Source organism: Marinobacter sp. bablab_jr003 (assembly GCF_016464245.1).
Lineage (GTDB): Bacteria > Pseudomonadota > Gammaproteobacteria > Pseudomonadales > Oleiphilaceae > Marinobacter > Marinobacter vinifirmus.
On sequence record NZ_JADARC010000039.1, the window covers coordinates 1 to 14,522 of the forward strand.

At 57.3% G+C, this 14,522-nt stretch carries 13 protein-coding genes and 1 tRNA gene; 5 read left to right on the top strand and 9 right to left on the bottom strand.

Annotated elements, in window-relative coordinates:
- Positions 1-112 precede the first annotated feature (112 nt).
- From H3Z84_RS04140 to H3Z84_RS04180, 9 genes are all read right to left on the bottom strand, one after another.
- Positions 113-718 (bottom strand): DUF1156 domain-containing protein, encoded by a 606-nt coding sequence (locus tag H3Z84_RS04140; protein WP_199456502.1) that lies wholly within the window; start codon positions 716-718, stop codon positions 113-115.
- An 18-nt stretch (positions 719-736) separates the two neighbouring features.
- The gene (locus tag H3Z84_RS04145) at positions 737-1,327 is read right to left on the bottom strand and encodes a retron system putative HNH endonuclease (protein ID WP_199456503.1); all 591 of its coding nucleotides are present in this window, start codon (positions 1,325-1,327) and stop codon (positions 737-739) included.
- Positions 1,328-1,329: 2 nt separating this feature from the next.
- Positions 1,330-2,718, bottom strand: coding sequence for an AAA family ATPase (locus H3Z84_RS04150; protein WP_199456504.1), 1,389 nt, complete (start codon positions 2,716-2,718; stop codon positions 1,330-1,332).
- The gene (locus tag H3Z84_RS04155; protein WP_199456509.1) at positions 2,715-6,281 is read right to left on the bottom strand and encodes a helicase-related protein; all 3,567 of its coding nucleotides are present in this window, start codon (positions 6,279-6,281) and stop codon (positions 2,715-2,717) included. Before H3Z84_RS04155 ends, H3Z84_RS04150 begins: the two co-directional genes overlap by 4 nt.
- A 12-nt stretch (positions 6,282-6,293) precedes the next feature.
- Positions 6,294-6,482 carry a methylation-associated defense system helix-turn-helix domain-containing protein MAD1 gene (gene mads1 / locus H3Z84_RS04160; RefSeq protein ID WP_199456511.1) on the bottom strand — a complete coding sequence of 63 codons (189 nt, stop codon included), beginning with the start codon at positions 6,480-6,482 and terminating at the stop codon, positions 6,294-6,296.
- A gap of 383 nt (positions 6,483-6,865) precedes the next feature.
- Positions 6,866-6,941 (bottom strand) — tRNA-Phe (locus tag H3Z84_RS04165).
- A 119-nt stretch (positions 6,942-7,060) separates the two neighbouring features.
- On the bottom strand, positions 7,061-7,333 hold the full coding sequence (locus H3Z84_RS04170; RefSeq protein WP_022989269.1) for an oxidative damage protection protein: 273 nt from the start codon (positions 7,331-7,333) through the stop codon (positions 7,061-7,063).
- 61 nt (positions 7,334-7,394) lie between these two features.
- A complete protein-coding gene (gene mutY / locus H3Z84_RS04175) occupies positions 7,395-8,459 on the bottom strand; it encodes an A/G-specific adenine glycosylase (RefSeq protein ID WP_199456513.1) in 1,065 nt (354 codons plus the stop codon).
- Positions 8,456-10,723: an AsmA family protein gene (locus tag H3Z84_RS04180; RefSeq protein WP_199456520.1), complete on the bottom strand. Its 2,268-nt coding sequence runs from the start codon at positions 10,721-10,723 to the stop codon at positions 8,456-8,458. Before H3Z84_RS04180 ends, mutY begins: the two co-directional genes overlap by 4 nt.
- Positions 10,724-10,927: 204 nt before the next feature.
- Between H3Z84_RS04180 and H3Z84_RS04185 the strand changes: the two genes are divergently transcribed.
- The 5 genes from H3Z84_RS04185 (at position 10,928) to hisF (ending at position 14,488) form a co-directional block, all read left to right on the top strand.
- Positions 10,928-11,389: an SRPBCC family protein gene (locus tag H3Z84_RS04185; RefSeq protein ID WP_022989272.1), complete on the top strand. Its 462-nt coding sequence runs from the start codon at positions 10,928-10,930 to the stop codon at positions 11,387-11,389.
- Between the two features lie 106 nt (positions 11,390-11,495).
- Positions 11,496-12,089 carry an imidazoleglycerol-phosphate dehydratase HisB gene (gene hisB, locus H3Z84_RS04190; protein WP_058341748.1) on the top strand — a complete coding sequence of 198 codons (594 nt, stop codon included), beginning with the start codon at positions 11,496-11,498 and terminating at the stop codon, positions 12,087-12,089.
- A gap of 27 nt (positions 12,090-12,116) precedes the next feature.
- Positions 12,117-12,758 carry an imidazole glycerol phosphate synthase subunit HisH gene (gene hisH, locus H3Z84_RS04195; protein ID WP_199456522.1) on the top strand — a complete coding sequence of 214 codons (642 nt, stop codon included), beginning with the start codon at positions 12,117-12,119 and terminating at the stop codon, positions 12,756-12,758.
- A gap of 209 nt (positions 12,759-12,967) precedes the next feature.
- Positions 12,968-13,705, top strand: coding sequence for a 1-(5-phosphoribosyl)-5-[(5-phosphoribosylamino)methylideneamino]imidazole-4-carboxamide isomerase (gene hisA, locus H3Z84_RS04200; protein WP_199456523.1), 738 nt, complete (start codon positions 12,968-12,970; stop codon positions 13,703-13,705).
- A gap of 9 nt (positions 13,706-13,714) precedes the next feature.
- The gene (gene hisF / locus H3Z84_RS04205) at positions 13,715-14,488 is read left to right on the top strand and encodes an imidazole glycerol phosphate synthase subunit HisF (protein WP_022989276.1); all 774 of its coding nucleotides are present in this window, start codon (positions 13,715-13,717) and stop codon (positions 14,486-14,488) included.
- Positions 14,489-14,522: the final 34 nt, after the last annotated feature.

Genomic DNA, 14,522 nt, shown 5'->3' on the forward strand with positions numbered 1-14,522 from the left:
ACGCTGGAAGCGAATCAAGGGGTTTGACCAACTGAAGCTGGTCGTGGACAACGTGCAGTTTCAGGATGGAATACAGGTGGAAGATCAATCTGGCAGGAACGCTGCCTGATGGTCATACACCAGATTTGACAATAACTCCCGGCAGCGGGCCCACAGGTGCTTGCCCGGCAAACTTGGGCGGAATTTCGATCATCGCCTTGTTGATCATCACCGCCACCGGGTTCAGGTCGCTGGCGTAGCTTTCCAGACCCAGGCGCTGAGCTTCCAGAGGTATGGCACCGCCCCCGGCAAAGGGGTCGTGGAAGGCTGGTAGCTTTTCTGGATTAAACAGTTCCGCAGCCTGCGGATGGTTGCGGTTAAGGTGGCAGGTTTCACGCCAGCTTTCCCAGATGGCTTCACGGGCTCGGTTCAGCACCTCTTCGTTGTTGGTGTTTTCCCACTTCACCAGATCGCGGATGATCTGGAACAACTTCTCCCGCTTGATCTCCGCCTCTTTCTTGTTCACCCCATACCCCAGCTCGCGCTGGTAGCCGGGGTCGTTCACCAACTGGGCAAAGAGTACCGCGCGTGCAGCTGCCAGAGGCCGACGCGCCCACCAGAGGTGAAGGGTGCTGGGATGGCCGTGGCGGATGGACTTCTCCCGCGCCGCCGCTACGTTAATATCATCAAGTGGCAGAGCCACTTCGATGAGTTTCTTGGGAGATTTGATAGCAGTCATACAGTCTTTCATCCGGTATTAAATCACTGTCGCCAGGATGTGGCGGAAGGGCGCACTTTGCAGGAAAGCGTTGATATCGTTGGGTGACTCTCGGAGCACGGCCAGTGCGCTGTTTAACCATTTCTGGCGGTCGTCCACCAGGGCGGAGTCTTTGTTGAGCCCCAGCATGTCCCGGGTCTGGTTCACAGTGTGCTTTTCGGCACGGTTTAAGTCTGCAATGGGCTCAATGGTGCCGTCAGTGGACAGTGTCCATTGGCTGTTACAGCCTGGGCCTGGCTCAATGGGTAACAGGCCTTCCTTCTTCTTCTGTCCACAGGTCTTGGGGTTGATGCAGCTGTGGGCATAGTTGGAATAGCTAAAGCACAGTTGTGGATGTCCGTTTGCACCACCTTTGGGCTTGATGTGGTCGATCTGCCCGTCCGTCTCTGCCAGCCTTCGCTCACAGTAGGCACATAATCCTTGCTGATCCTGGTTGAGCGCCTGTTTAACCAGCTGTTTGACTGGCTGGAAGGTCTGGCTTCCCCAGTCTGCTACTCCTGGATTGGGATTGTTCGTTAGAAAGTCTTGCAGAGCAGGTATTCCTCCTGCCCGGTGTTGCAGCTCCACCACAGTTAGGACTCCCTGTTCTTCTTGCGTTCTGCCAAAAAGCGCCAAGTGGTGAGGTCGCTTTCGTGGAACTGGTAGCCAGCTTGTTCTAGCTTGGCGCGCATTTCCTGGGCTTCTGCGGAAGCTTCTTGTCCGGCTCTAACCAATTGTTCAAAGGCGCGAATATCATCCTGGAGTGGCAGCTCAGGCTCCCTTTGGGTGCCCATAATCTGAGCCAGGGCATCGCCGGATTCGTGGGCCAGTGGACTGAACTCGGGCACTTCCACTGAGATCCCGTTTTCGTCGGCTCTCAGAACACGGATGAATCCCCGAGCTACCGTGGTCAATACCTGTGGGCTATGGGTCGTTACGATGAACTGTACTTTGGGGAAGGCCTCCCTCAACTGGCCAAGGACCACTTGCTGCCAGCGTGGGTGTAGGTGCATGTCCACTTCGTCGATCATTACAACGCCAGTGGTCTGCTGGGCTGCTTCCGCGCCCAACTGCGGATTCAGCTTTATGCATCGGTAGGCAATGTCACCCACCATGGCGAGCATGCTGCGAATGCCGTCGCTAAGTTGTTCTACATCGAGAGTGCCTTGTTCATCATGGTGCAAGATGAGCGAGTGCTCTCGCGTTATGCTGTATTCCAGTGTATGCCATCCGGTAATCGGCTTTAGAAAGGTATCGATTACCCTCTGAACTACTTGGACTCTGTCTTGTGCCTGACGGAGCTCACCTTCGTTGGAGTGCCCCTTCATATCCCTCAGAAGTTGTTCATTCAGGCTTTCATAAGCCCATATAAACCACTTTTTGAAATGCTTGTAGGTGGAGGCGGGGTCCAGGCAGTTCTGGTATGCAAATGTACGAATGTAGAAGTCAGAATCTCTGGAGTTATCTCTCAGCCTGGAATCTGGCATCAGTCGCTTTGGAGACCACAACCGTCCAGTTCCGTAGTATCCGAATACCGGAAGATCCAACACGGGCTTTTCCGGGTTTCTGATCTGTGACTGGATACTGTTGGCCCAGTTCTTTAGTTTGCTGGTGGCTTCTCTTTCCTTTGTCTTGGTAGATTTTGCCTCACTATCCCGGTAGCGAACCCAGGTCTCACTCTTTCCGGCGCCAAAGTCTCCTTTCATTGCAATTTCGGTTGGTAATTGGCGAGCCATATCGTTGTTCGGCATTCGAACCAACCGTACATCATTGATTGAAATGTTATTGCTCGGATCAGTGAACGCTGGACGGGCCAAGTCGAAACTGCTGACATAAGGCCATAACGCGATGCGGATGGCATCCAAAAGGGCTGATTTACCCTGGCCGTTCTCAGCCACCAGGACCGTGAGCTTGTCGTTGAGTTCAAGCTCAATCTCGGAAAAACAGCGGAAGTTTTTTAACCGCAGCTTATCAAGTCTCATGCGCCGGCCTCCTGGGGCTCTGCTTTCGACAGCAGGTATTTCAATTCATAGTTCACTGATGGCACGCCGAAGTCCGGCTCGGTGGTGAACGGATTCTTCACGTAGTAAGGGCCTTCGTATTCGTCCCCATCAACCAGCACAATGGCCAGCCAGAATTTGTCTGCCTGGTTGAGTGCATAGAGAATCTCGTTGCGGCTCACTGTGATCACTTCCTGGCCCTTTGCTCGGCCTTTTACTTCGATGTGCCGGTCTTGCGGCAATGAGCCATCGGGTAGGGTAGAGGGGCGCGCAGTGATGTCCCAGCCGCACTTCTCGGCGGATACGTCTTTGGTGGTGTGGCCAAGGTACTCTTCATGCCGGATGACGGCCTGCATAGCGACCTGCTCTATACGTGCGCGGGCCTGGGCATCAGCGGTGAACGTCGTTTCGCCTTTGCGCATGGCTAGTAACCCTTGAGGTATAACCAATGCCCCGCCGATAACGACTGGGGTACTGGAAACGACGTTTTTCATGGCCTCCAGCTCTCGCTTGCGCTGGGCGAGGCGCTCAGTGAGCTCATCCACGCGGCGACGTGCCATTTCGGGCTGCATGCGGGGCTGCTTGCCGGCGGCCACGTCGTCACTGAGCTTGATGTAGCGGTCTGACCAGTAGTTGATTTCCTTTACCAGTCTCTCGTTAACGGCCGCCAGAACCTTGTCAGCTTGTCTCTCGCGGCGAGTTTTTACTTCCTGATAATGTTCTGGAACCAGCTTTTGAGAGGCGTGGTTAAGGGCCAGGGCTTCAAGGTTACCCGTGATCCAGGGTGCACTGAGAATGTCCTGAATCAGCTTGTGGTCGTAGTCGTCGATAGGCTGGAGATCCAGGTGTGGCGCCCAGCCTGCATGGTGGGTGTCGCCGTTCTGGTCGATCTCAACGAACTGCAGGCGGCGGGATGCGATGACGGACTTGCCATCGGTGCTCTGGTGTTCACTCTCGCGGATGCTGTGATCCACCATAAACAGGACTTTCGGTTCGATCCCGTCGTCGTTGGGGTCTACCAGTACCGCACCCTGCTTTAGCTTGCTTCGATGGGCGGATAGCACCAGATCAGTAGTAGCAGCCATGAGTGGGTGGTTGGGGTGAATTAGGTCTGCCATCGGCTTACCTGGCACACGGATCAGCTGCTTTTCAAAGCAGATACGCTCGTATTTTTTGAGCACCGGTGTGCGGCTTTCCCCGATAATCCGGTCTCGCTCGCGGATGGCTGCGGGCACATGACGCACCTCGTAGCGGCCCGACTCTCGTTGGCGCATCTCACCACTCAACGTCTGGAACGCTTCTGTGAAGAAAGCTCGGATGAAGTAGGGCTGAAGCTTGCGCGCCTCGGCCTTTTCCATCTCCTCTTTTACCGCGTAAAGATCCTGCAGGGACATGTGCTGTTCAACCAGCGCATTCCGCTTAAGGATTTCCTTGAGATGTTCGGTATCCAAGGCACCATCAATGACCTGATTGAGCTTGGCTTTAACCTCGGGGGACTCGCCGTAGCGAATGGCCTCGACCAATAGATCCTTGAGTGACTGGTTCTCGAAGGCTTCGCCAAGAATGTCGAATACCTTGCCGCCCAACGCCTGTTTCTCGACCTCCAGTTTGTCGAACAGTTTTTTGAAAACCTCGCCTTCACGGGTTTCGTTGGCCACAAGGTTCCAAAGATGGCAGACCTCAGTTTGTCCGATCCGGTGAATACGACCAAAGCGCTGTTCCAAGCGGTTGGGGTTCCAGGGAAGGTCGTAGTTGACCATGAGGTTGGCGTTTTGCAGGTTAACGCCTTCCCCTGCAGCATCGGTGGCTACCAACACCAATACCCCGGGGTTATTGCGGAACTCTTCCTGGGCCTTACGGCGGTCATCCCGGTTGGTTCCGCCGTGAATGGTGATCACGGCACCAGGGTCTCCAAGCATGCCGGAGATGCGGTGCACCAGGTAGTTCAGGGTGTCCTTGTGCTCGGTGAAGATAATGAGCTTGCGGCGACTGTCACTGGCGGTGTACATCTCGGGACGGTCTTGCAACAGGTGGGAGAGCTCTTCCCATTTCTTGTCGTTGCCAGACTGCACTACCGTCCTTGCCTGATATTCCAGATCCTTGAGGATCACGATTTCAGCTTCCAGCTCCGGAATGGTCTCGGCAGCTGTGGCCTGGTCTACGACCTGCTCAGAGAGGATTTCGTATTCTTCTGCACTGAGTTCATCGTCTTCCAGTTCGTCGATGTTGTCCGGAATGTCGAGCTTCTTGGTGACCTGGTACTCTCCAAGAGTCTCAGCAATGCCGTTGTTCTTGGCCTGTGAAACCGACTGGCCCCGGGCAACGAGCTTCATTTCTTCCAGCCGGGATTCCAGACGTTTGCGCCGGCGCTTCAAGGACTGGTAGATGGCTTCGGGGCTGGAAGCTAAACGACGCTGCAGCTGGGTGAGGGCGAAGCCTACGGTGCCTCTGCGTTTACCATCCAGATTATCCGCCCGGTTCATTTCGTTGCGGACGTAGTCGGTGACCTGTGCGTAGAGCTCTGCCTCAGCATCAGACAGCTGATAGTTGGCAGAGTAAGCTCGACGTTCCGGGAATAGGGGCGTGCCATCAAACTTGAGCAGCTCTTCCTTGACCATACGGCGCATCATGTCTGAGACATCGACCTTGTGTGCGCCTTCTCGGAACTTGCCGTAGAAGCGGTCGCCATCGAGCAGCGAGAGCCAGATCTGGAAGTCTTCTTCCTTACCGTTGTGAGGTGTAGCCGTCATCAGAAGGAAGTGCCTGGTGATCGAGCCCAGCAGCTCTCCAAGCTGGAAGCGCTTGGTTTTATTGACCTTGCTGCCATAGTAGTTGGCCGAGAGCTTGTGGGCTTCGTCTACGATGATCAGATCCCACTCAGTGTTCTTGAGCTTCTCCTGGAAGTCTTCATTGCGGGATAGCTGGTCAAGGCGACAGATAAGCAGGTTGGCTTCGTCGAAGTAGTTGCCAGAGGCACACTGTTCCTGCTTTTCGCGGCTGAAGATCTCGAACTGAACGCCGAACTTCTCCAGCATTTCGTCTTGCCACTGTTCGGTTAGCCCGCCTGGGGAGACTATCAGCACCCGCTTGGCATCAGCCCGCATGAGCAGCTCCCGAATGAGCAGGCCTGCCATGATGGTTTTGCCGGCGCCGGGGTCATCTGCCAGCACAAATCGCAGAGGCTGGCGGGGGAGCATGGACTCGTAAACTGCTGAGATCTGGTGTGGTAACGGTTCGACGTTGGAGGTGTGAACCGCCATCATGGGGTCGAATAGAGCGGCCTGGGTGATTCGGTAGGCTTCCAGGCCGAGTTTGAAATCTGCGCCTGGTGCATCAAATGCCCAGGGGCGGCCGGCCTGTGCCAGTTCCAGGCGGGCTTCATCAGAGCGGAACAGCATTTGTTCGTTGAGTCGGCCCTGGCTGTCTTTGTAGTAGATAGTCAGAGCATGCTCACCCACGGGCTCGGTTTGCACTACGCGGACGATCTCTTCGCCCTGGATGCCTCGAATCTGGGCGTCTTTCTTGATGTCTTCCAATTTGATCATGTGCTTGTGTCCTTACTTCTCCGCCGCTTTCCCAGACCGAACCCAATCGTCAACTTCATCTTTCTTGAACTTCCAGAGCCGGCCAATCTTATGAGCCGGTAGCTCTTTGTGTTCGATCCACTTGTACACGGTGTCGTTGGATACACCGAGGTACTGGGAAATTTCAGCGATAGAAAGCCAGCGATCGTCTATGTCGCCCATTGTTGCAGTCTCAACGGTCTATGTCTGTTCCAGAATGAAACCGGTTTTAACCAGTTTCAGCCTGATTTGGGCTGATTATGGCATTTACCACTGGTGTGGTCGAAGTTTTGGCGGTTTCAGGGGGTGTTGTGTCGTGCGGGAAGGGTGCGGAGCATTCAATGTTCGTAGATGCATCCGCAGCTTTCCGCAGGTCGCCCGCAGTCTCTTGGTGCGAATTTCGTTTTTTCGGGGTGCGGTTGGGTGCTGGTGGGGTAATTCGAGGCGCGGGGGAGTGTGGGGGAATGTGTGGTGGTTTTTTGTGTGGCACTCCCCCATCAGTCCCCCATGGGGTGCCCCAGAAACGACAAAGCCCGCTAATAAGCGGGCTAAGTCATTGAATCTTATGGTGCCCGGAGGCGGAATCGAACCACCGACACGGGGATTTTCAATCCCCTGCTCTACCAACTGAGCTATCCGGGCGTGTTGAGCTGTGTGCTTCAACGGGGCGCTATTAAACCGGTTTAGGGTTGGGGAGTCAAGGCCACTCCGCAAAAATTTTCCGAAACTTTCTCGGGTTGCTCAGGCCTTGATCAGTTCGTTCATTTTTCCGGCGGAACGAAGCCTTCGGCCTGGTCGAATGGCTCGTTGTTGAAGAAGCGTTCCATCTGGGCCTGCAGGTATTTCCGGTTGTTCGGGTCCATCATGCTCAGGTGCTTTTCGTTGATCAGCATGGTTTGCTGGTTCTGCCATTCTTCCCAGGCGACTTTCGACACGTTGTCGAAGATCTCCTGGCCTTTGGGACCGGGCATGGGAGGCATGGCCAGGCCTTCCATCTCTTTCTGGTACTTGCGGCAGAATACAGTGCGGCTCATGTCGGCTCCTGTCGGCTCCTGTGTTGGTGGACTGAGCGAATGATAACAGATCGCCGGGTGCTCAGAGCAGGGTGGTTTGTTCCGGTTCGGTCAGCAGGGTTCGGATGGGGGCGGGCAGGCCTAGGGTTAAGGCCTGGTCCCGGTGCACCCAACGCCGGCTGCCGGTGTCTGCCACTTGGGTGCCGCCAGTTACCGGCAACCGTGCTGGCTGTATGTGCAGGTGATAGTGGCTGAACGTGTGCCGGAAGCCGCTGATCAGTTCCGGGTCGCTGCAGGCCAGCCCCAGCTTCGTTTCACAGGCTTCCTGCAGCTCCTCTGCGCCGTAGGCGGGGTCCAGTTCCGGCAGGCTCCACAGGCCACCCCAGATGCCACTGGGTGGGCGGCGTTCCAGCAGGATGCGGCCTTGGTTATCTTCCAGGATCAGCATCCAGGTGGTCTTTTCCGGTTTCTCTTTCTTCGGCTTGGAGCCCGGGTAGAGTTTGGTTTCGTTTCGGGCATAGGCCTGGCAGTCGTTGTTCACCGGGCAACTTTCACAGGCGGGTTTGCTGCGGGTGCATACCATGGCGCCCAGGTCCATGATGCCCTGGGTGTAGTCGCGAACGCGCTCATCCGGCGTGTGTTGCTCGGCATGTTGCCAGAGCTGTTTCAGTACCGGGGTTTGCCCCGGCCAGCCAGGTACAGCGTGGTAACGGGCCAGAACGCGCTTTACATTGCCGTCCAGGATAGCGGCCCGCTTGCCGAAGGCCTGGGCAATAATGGCCGCAGCGGTGGAGCGGCCGATGCCGGTCAGGGTTTCCAGTGTTTCCTGGTCCTGCGGGAACTCGCCGCCATGCTCGTCCATCACCTGCCTGGCTGCTTTGTGCAGGTTACGGGCGCGGGCGTAGTAACCCAGGCCAGACCAGTGGCTGAGCACGTCGTCTACCGGTGCCGCAGCCAGTGCCTGCACATCCGGAAAACTGGCCATGAAGGCCTCGAAGTAGGGGATAACAGTAGCTACCTGGGTCTGCTGGAGCATGATCTCCGACACCCAGACCCGGTAAGCATTGCGGTTATGGTGCCACGGCAGGTTGTGCCTGCCGTGGTTGTCGTACCAGTTCAGTAGCCGGTCGGCGAAGCTGTCGGTCATTGGCCAAACAGGCCTTTGAGGGCATCTTTCACTTTGCCGCCTTCTTCACCGAGTTTCTCCTGAAGCTTTTCGTTTACCTTGTCTTCGGCTTTCTGTTTGGCTTCGTCTACTTTTTCGGTCGCCTTGGCCTTGGCCCGGTCGATTTCTTCCTGGGCCTTGGCGCGGGCTGCGTTGGCTGCGATGTCTTTGATGGTGTCGCGGAAGCGGGAACCGTCGAACGAACACAGGCCGGCCGGGTCTTCGCTGAAGTTGCCGCGGCACTCCACGGGGATAACCACGTTCTCAACGTACTCGGTCACCCGGCAGGCTTCGTCGCGGTGGATTTCGCCGACGATGCGCAGGCCCAGTTCGTAGTCCAGGTTGATCTGCTCAAGGTCAACCGTGCCGTTGCCTTCAAGGCGCATGCCGGCCAGGGCCGCAACCAGGTCGGTGTTGTTCAGGGTGTTGCCGTCAATCTTCAGGGTGCCACGCATGTCGTTGAACGGAGTGGTGGTGCCCCAGTCTGTGGTGGTCAGGGAGTCCTGGTTCACCAGGGCAATGCCCTGACAGGCCATGCGGGTCAGGTTCATTTTGCGGAACTGCCCTTCGGCCAGATTGAAGCTGATGTCGCCCTTGGCATTGTTGCGCAGGGCAGAGATGCGGTTGCCGTTGGTGTTTACTGCCAGTTTCAGGTTGGCGCCGCCAGAGAGCATGTCGACCTCGGCCAGCTGGGTCAGTAGTGGTAGCGTCTGCACGTTGCTGACGTCGGAGCGAATGTTCCACTTGGGATTGTCGCTGCGGGCGTCGATGGTCACGTTGGCGCCGAAGCTGCCCTCGTAAAGCTTGCCGCTGAACTCATCCACTTTCAGCAGGCCGTCTTTGGCGGTGGTGCTGGCTTTGATTTCGTTGATGGTCAGGTTGCTAACAATCAGTTCGCCCAGGCCGAAGTCGATGTCCAGCAGCAGGGTGCGCAGGGTTTCCAGTGGCAGCAGGTCATTTTCCGGTTGGCTGGCTGCGGCGGTTTGCTGTGCAGGGCTATCAGATTCAGCGGCTGTCTCACTGGAGGCGGCTTCACCTTCTTCCGGCGTGGGTGGCAGGTAGCGGTCGGCATTGAGTTTGTCGCCGTTCAGGTCAAACACCAACCCGCCGGTGCCGAGGTTGTAGCTGCCGCCACCGTTGAAGGTGGTGTCGTCCAGGGTGATTTTCAGGTTGCTCAGGGCAACGGTGCCCGGCTCGCCGCCCAGGTTGGTGGACAGCGCGATGGCCTTCAATACGTCCGGATCTTCCGTCTCAATTGCGGGCTGGCCGAGGTTGCTCAGTAGTTGTTTCAGGGAAAACTCGGAAATGGCCAGCTTGCCATCAAGGGCAGGCTTATCGCCGAAGCCTTTCACGTTCAGGTCCGTGCTCAGGCTCAGGTTAGCCAGGCTGGCGGTGAAGCCGCTCAGGGTGGCGGTTTCGTTCTCCAGGTTGGCGGCCAGTGAGCCACCAAGCTCGGCAGTGACCGATTTGCCCCCGAACGGTTCGCCGTTCATGTCAAAAACGGCTTTAAGGCCGGACATGGCAAATTCGTTGAGGGCCTGGTTGGCTTTCAGTTGTGCGCTGATGCTGCCGTCTACCGCGAACTTCGGCTGGCTGGTTTCCACCTTGAAGCGGATATCCAGCGGGAACTCGGAGCCCAGGGTAATGTTGCTGGCGGTTACCGTGAAGTCTTCCAGGGTAACGGATTGGCCGGTGCTCTTGTCGTTGTAGTGAACGCTGGCGTTGCTGATTTCCACGTTCTCTACGTTGAAGTTCAGGGCTTCGCCGCCGGTTTCTTCTGCGGTGTCAGCGGTTTCTGTCGGCGCCGGTTCGGCGCTGGCACCGTCAGTTGCAGGCGCTTCCGAGCCATCTGCGCTCTTCTCCGGCATAATCCGCGCCCAGTTGCCTTCGCCTTGCTCGTTCACTTCCAGCCGCGCGTCCAGGCCGTTGAGCAGGAAGGTGTTCACCTGCGGCGACATGGCAATCAACGACCAGAAATCGATCTTGGCAATCAGCTGTTCCAGTGCCACGAAGCGTTCGCCTTCCAGTGTTGCCTCAACCTGGTTCAGCTCCAGCCCCAGCGGAATGAAAGACCAGCCGATGTCACCTTCAAGCTGTAACTGAAGGTTGGTGTTCTTCTCCACTGCGGCTTCAATCTGGGGCTTGTAATCGTTCGGGTTGATCACGGCGACGGCAATGGCGACCGCTGCAACCGCCAGTACAACCAGGGCGACAACAGCATAGAGCACATAGCGAACAGCTTTCATGGCGAGTTCCTTTTCTTTCCGGCAGGTTGGGTTGCTGCCGTATTACGAATGAATTACCCAAAGGATAACGCAGGGTTAGCAAATTAACAGTGCAGGAATATGACAATGCGTTAGTCTTGGGTCAAAATACACCCCGTTAAAAACCGGGGTTGTCCCGGTGTGCGCAAACAAGCATACGCAAATAAGCATAAAAAGGAGTCGGCTGTGGCCATTACTGTATCGATTGAGCTGAACCGGGAACTCGAGATTCCGGCAGGCTATGATGACGTTTTCGATCTTCTGGCAGACGTTCCCCGTTCTGTCAGCCACTTCCCGAAAGTCGACAAGCTGGTTGATCTTGGTGGCAATGCCTACCGCTGGGAAATGGAAAAGGTGGGTGTTGATAAGCACGCCATCCAGACCGTATACGCCTGCACCTACCACCCGGATAAAGAGGCCGGAAAAATCACCTGGGATCCGGTAAAAGGCGAGGGCAATGCCGAAGTCAGCGGCGCCTGGACCATCACCGCCAATGGCGACAACGCCACCAAGGTGCGCTTCCAGACCAGTGCCCAGCTGACCGTCCCCCTGCCCAGCCTGCTCAAGCTGGCGATAAGCCCGGTGATCAAGCACGAGTTCAACAGCCTGGTAGACACCTACATGGCTAACCTGAAGAAAGCGTTCTGAGCTATCAGGGCGATTGATCCGGTTGCGGGACTCCGGCTGTGTTAACGGGTATAATCTGCGAATCTGATTTTTACAGTAGCAAGCCTGTTTTCTAGACGGAGTCTCCATGGCTGAACGCAAGGCTCGGGTAGAGCGAAATACCCTTGAAACCCAGATTACCGTCGAGATCAATCTCGATGGCACCGGCAAAGCCTGCTTTGACACCGGTGTGCCCTTCCTTGACCACATGATGGACCAGATTGCCCGCCACGGCCTGGTAGACCTGGACATCACCTGCAAGGGCGACCTCCACATCGACGACCACCACACCGTGGAAGACATCGGCATCACCCTCGGCCAGGCCTTCAAACAGGCTGTGGGCGACAAAAAAGGCATCCGCCGCTACGGCCACGCCTACGTGCCCTTGGACGAAGCCCTGTCCCGCGTGGTGATCGACCTCTCCGGCCGTCCCGGCCTGCTCATGGACGTACCTTACACCCGCGCCAGCGTCGGCGGGTTTGATGTGGATCTGTTCGCAGAGTTCTTCCAGGGCTTCGTCAACCACTCCATGGTGACCCTGCACATCGACAACCTGAAGGGCAAGAACACCCACCACCAGATCGAAACCGTGTTCAAAGCCTTCGGCCGCGCACTGCGCATGGCGATTGAAATGGACGAGCGCATGGCGGGTATCACCCCGTCCACCAAAGGCGCCCTGTAACCGGTCACCTATAGGAACAGAACCACCATGAAGACCGTCGCCATCATCGACTACGGCATGGGCAACCTGCATTCCGCCCGCAAAGCCGTAGAGCACGTGGCCCCGGACTGCACCGTACTGGTCACAGACGATGCCGCCAAAATCCGCGAAGCCGACCGGGTAATCCTGCCCGGCGTCGGCGCCATCCGCGATTGCATGGCCGAAATGCACCGCCTGGGTGTGGTTGAACTTGTTAAAGAAGTCTCCCGGGACCGCCCGTTCCTCGGCATCTGCGTCGGCATGCAGGCCTTGATGGCCCGCAGCGAAGAAAACGGCGGCGTGGAAGGCATTGGCCTGTTCCCGTCCGAAGTTCGTTATTTCGGCGACAGCCTCACCGAAAACGGCGAACGCCTGAAAGTGCCTCACATGGGCTGGAACCAGGTTTACCAAACCGCAGACCACCCGCTCTGGCACAACATCCCGGACGGCGACCGTTTCTACTTCGTGCACAGCTACTACGCCGAAGCCGATGGCAACGCCGACATGGCCGGCCGCACCCATTATGGTGTCGACCTGGCGGCAGCGGTGGCTCGCGACAACATCTTTGCAGTGCAGTTCCACCCGGAAAAAAGCGCCCGGGCAGGCCTGCAGTTGCTGGAAAACTTTACGAACTGGACTGGAAAAAGCTGAGGGAGAAACTCGTTCGTTGCTGCTCGGATGATTTTGCGGGCAAGAAGCGAGTAGCCCGCTGATGCGGGGAGAGCCCTCCGGGACTGTCTGCAGCAAGGATGCTGCAGTCAAGCGTACAGGGATGTATTCACAGCGTGTCCCGGAGGGCTCTCCCCGTAGCAGTGGGCGGGCGGCCATCTCCCAGACGGAAAACTCCGAGGAAGAACAAAATGCTGATTATCCCCGCTATCGACCTGAAAGACGGCAAATGCGTAAGACTGCGCCAGGGCCGCATGGAAGACTCCACCGTATTCGGTGACGACCCGGTGGACATGGCCACCAAGTGGGTCAACGCTGGCGCCCGTCGCCTGCACCTGGTTGACCTCAATGGCGCCTTCGCCGGCGAACCGGTAAACGGTGAAATCGTAAAGGCGATTGCAGTCAAATACCCGAACCTGCCCATCCAGATCGGCGGCGGCATCCGCTCCGCGGAAACCATCGAAGCCTACCTCAAGGCCGGCGTGCAGTGGGTCATCATCGGCACCAAAGCCGTTAAAGAGCCGGAATTCGTCACGCAAATGTGCCAAGAATTCCCCGGCCACATCATCGTCGGCCTGGACGCCAAAGACGGCCGCGTAGCCACCGACGGCTGGGCTGAAGTCTCTGAAGTCATGGCCGTAGACCTAGCCAAGCGCTTCGCCAACGACGGCGTATCCTCCATTGTGTACACCGACATCGCCCGCGATGGCATGATGCAGGGCGTTAACGTGGAAGCCACCGCCAAACTGGCAGAAGAGGGCGGTATCCCCGTAATTGCCTCCGGCGGCGTCACCAACATGGACGACCTCAAGCGCCTGGCCACCGTCGCCGACAAAGGCGTCATCGGTGCCATCACCGGCCGTGCCATCTACGAAGGCACCCTGGATGTAGCCGAAGCGCAAGCCTACTGCGACAGCCTGCAAAACTGAGGACAGATCATGGCACTGGCAAAACGCATCATCCCCTGCCTGGACGTCGACAAAGGCCGCGTGGTCAAGGGCGTCAACTTCGTGGACATCCGCGATGCCGGCGATCCGGTGGAAGTGGCGCGCCGCTACAACGAACAGGGCGCAGACGAAATCACCTTCCTGGACATCACTGCCAGCAGTGAAAGCCGCGACACTACCTACGAAACCGTCGAGCGTATGGCGGCGGAAGTGTTTATCCCGCTAACCGTGGGCGGTGGCGTGCGCACCGTAGATGACATCCGCAAGCTGCTGAATGCCGGCGCAGATAAGGTGTCGATCAACACCGCGGCGGTCTTCAACCCGGAATTCGTGAAAGAAGCAGCGGAACGATTCGGTCGCCAGTGCATTGTGGTTGCTATCGATGCCAAGCAGGTAAGCGCAGAAGGCGAAGAGCCCCGCTGGGAAATCTTCACCCACGGCGGCCGCAAGCCTACGGGGCTGGATGCCGTGGAATGGGCGAAGAAGATGGTGGACATGGGCGCCGGCGAACTGCTGCTGACCAGCATGGACCGCGACGGCACCAAGATCGGCTTCGACCTGGGCCTGACCCGCGCCATCAGCGATGCGGTGGCGGTTCCGGTAATTGCTTCAGGCGGGGTGGGCGAGCTGCAGCACCTGGCGGATGGCGTAACCAAAGGCGGCGCCGATGCGGTGCTGGCCGCCTCCATCTTCCACTTCGGCCAGCATACCATTCCCGAAGCCAAGGCGTTTATGAAGGCGCAGGGCATCGAAGTTCGGGACTGAAAAGATTTTTTTGCCACGAAATCCACGAAAAAAC

Bases quoted from the DNA above. Each gene is read 5' to 3' on its own strand.
- hisH (WP_199456522.1), top strand. From the start codon at position 12,117: ATGAAGACCGTCGCCATCATCGACTACGGCATGGGCAACCTGCATTCC.
- H3Z84_RS04150 (WP_199456504.1), bottom strand. From the start codon at position 2,718: ATGAGACTTGATAAGCTGCGGTTAAAAAACTTCCGCTGTTTTTCCGAG.
- H3Z84_RS04140 (WP_199456502.1), bottom strand. From the start codon at position 718: ATGACTGCTATCAAATCTCCCAAGAAACTCATCGAAGTGGCTCTGCCA.
- hisF (WP_022989276.1), top strand. From the start codon at position 13,715: ATGGCACTGGCAAAACGCATCATCCCCTGCCTGGACGTCGACAAAGGC.
- hisA (WP_199456523.1), top strand. From the start codon at position 12,968: ATGCTGATTATCCCCGCTATCGACCTGAAAGACGGCAAATGCGTAAGA.
- mads1 (WP_199456511.1), bottom strand. From the start codon at position 6,482: ATGGGCGACATAGACGATCGCTGGCTTTCTATCGCTGAAATTTCCCAG.
- hisB (WP_058341748.1), top strand. From the start codon at position 11,496: ATGGCTGAACGCAAGGCTCGGGTAGAGCGAAATACCCTTGAAACCCAG.
- H3Z84_RS04155 (WP_199456509.1), bottom strand. From the start codon at position 6,281: ATGATCAAATTGGAAGACATCAAGAAAGACGCCCAGATTCGAGGCATC.
- H3Z84_RS04180 (WP_199456520.1), bottom strand. From the start codon at position 10,723: ATGAAAGCTGTTCGCTATGTGCTCTATGCTGTTGTCGCCCTGGTTGTA.
- mutY (WP_199456513.1), bottom strand. From the start codon at position 8,459: ATGACCGACAGCTTCGCCGACCGGCTACTGAACTGGTACGACAACCAC.
- H3Z84_RS04170 (WP_022989269.1), bottom strand. From the start codon at position 7,333: ATGAGCCGCACTGTATTCTGCCGCAAGTACCAGAAAGAGATGGAAGGC.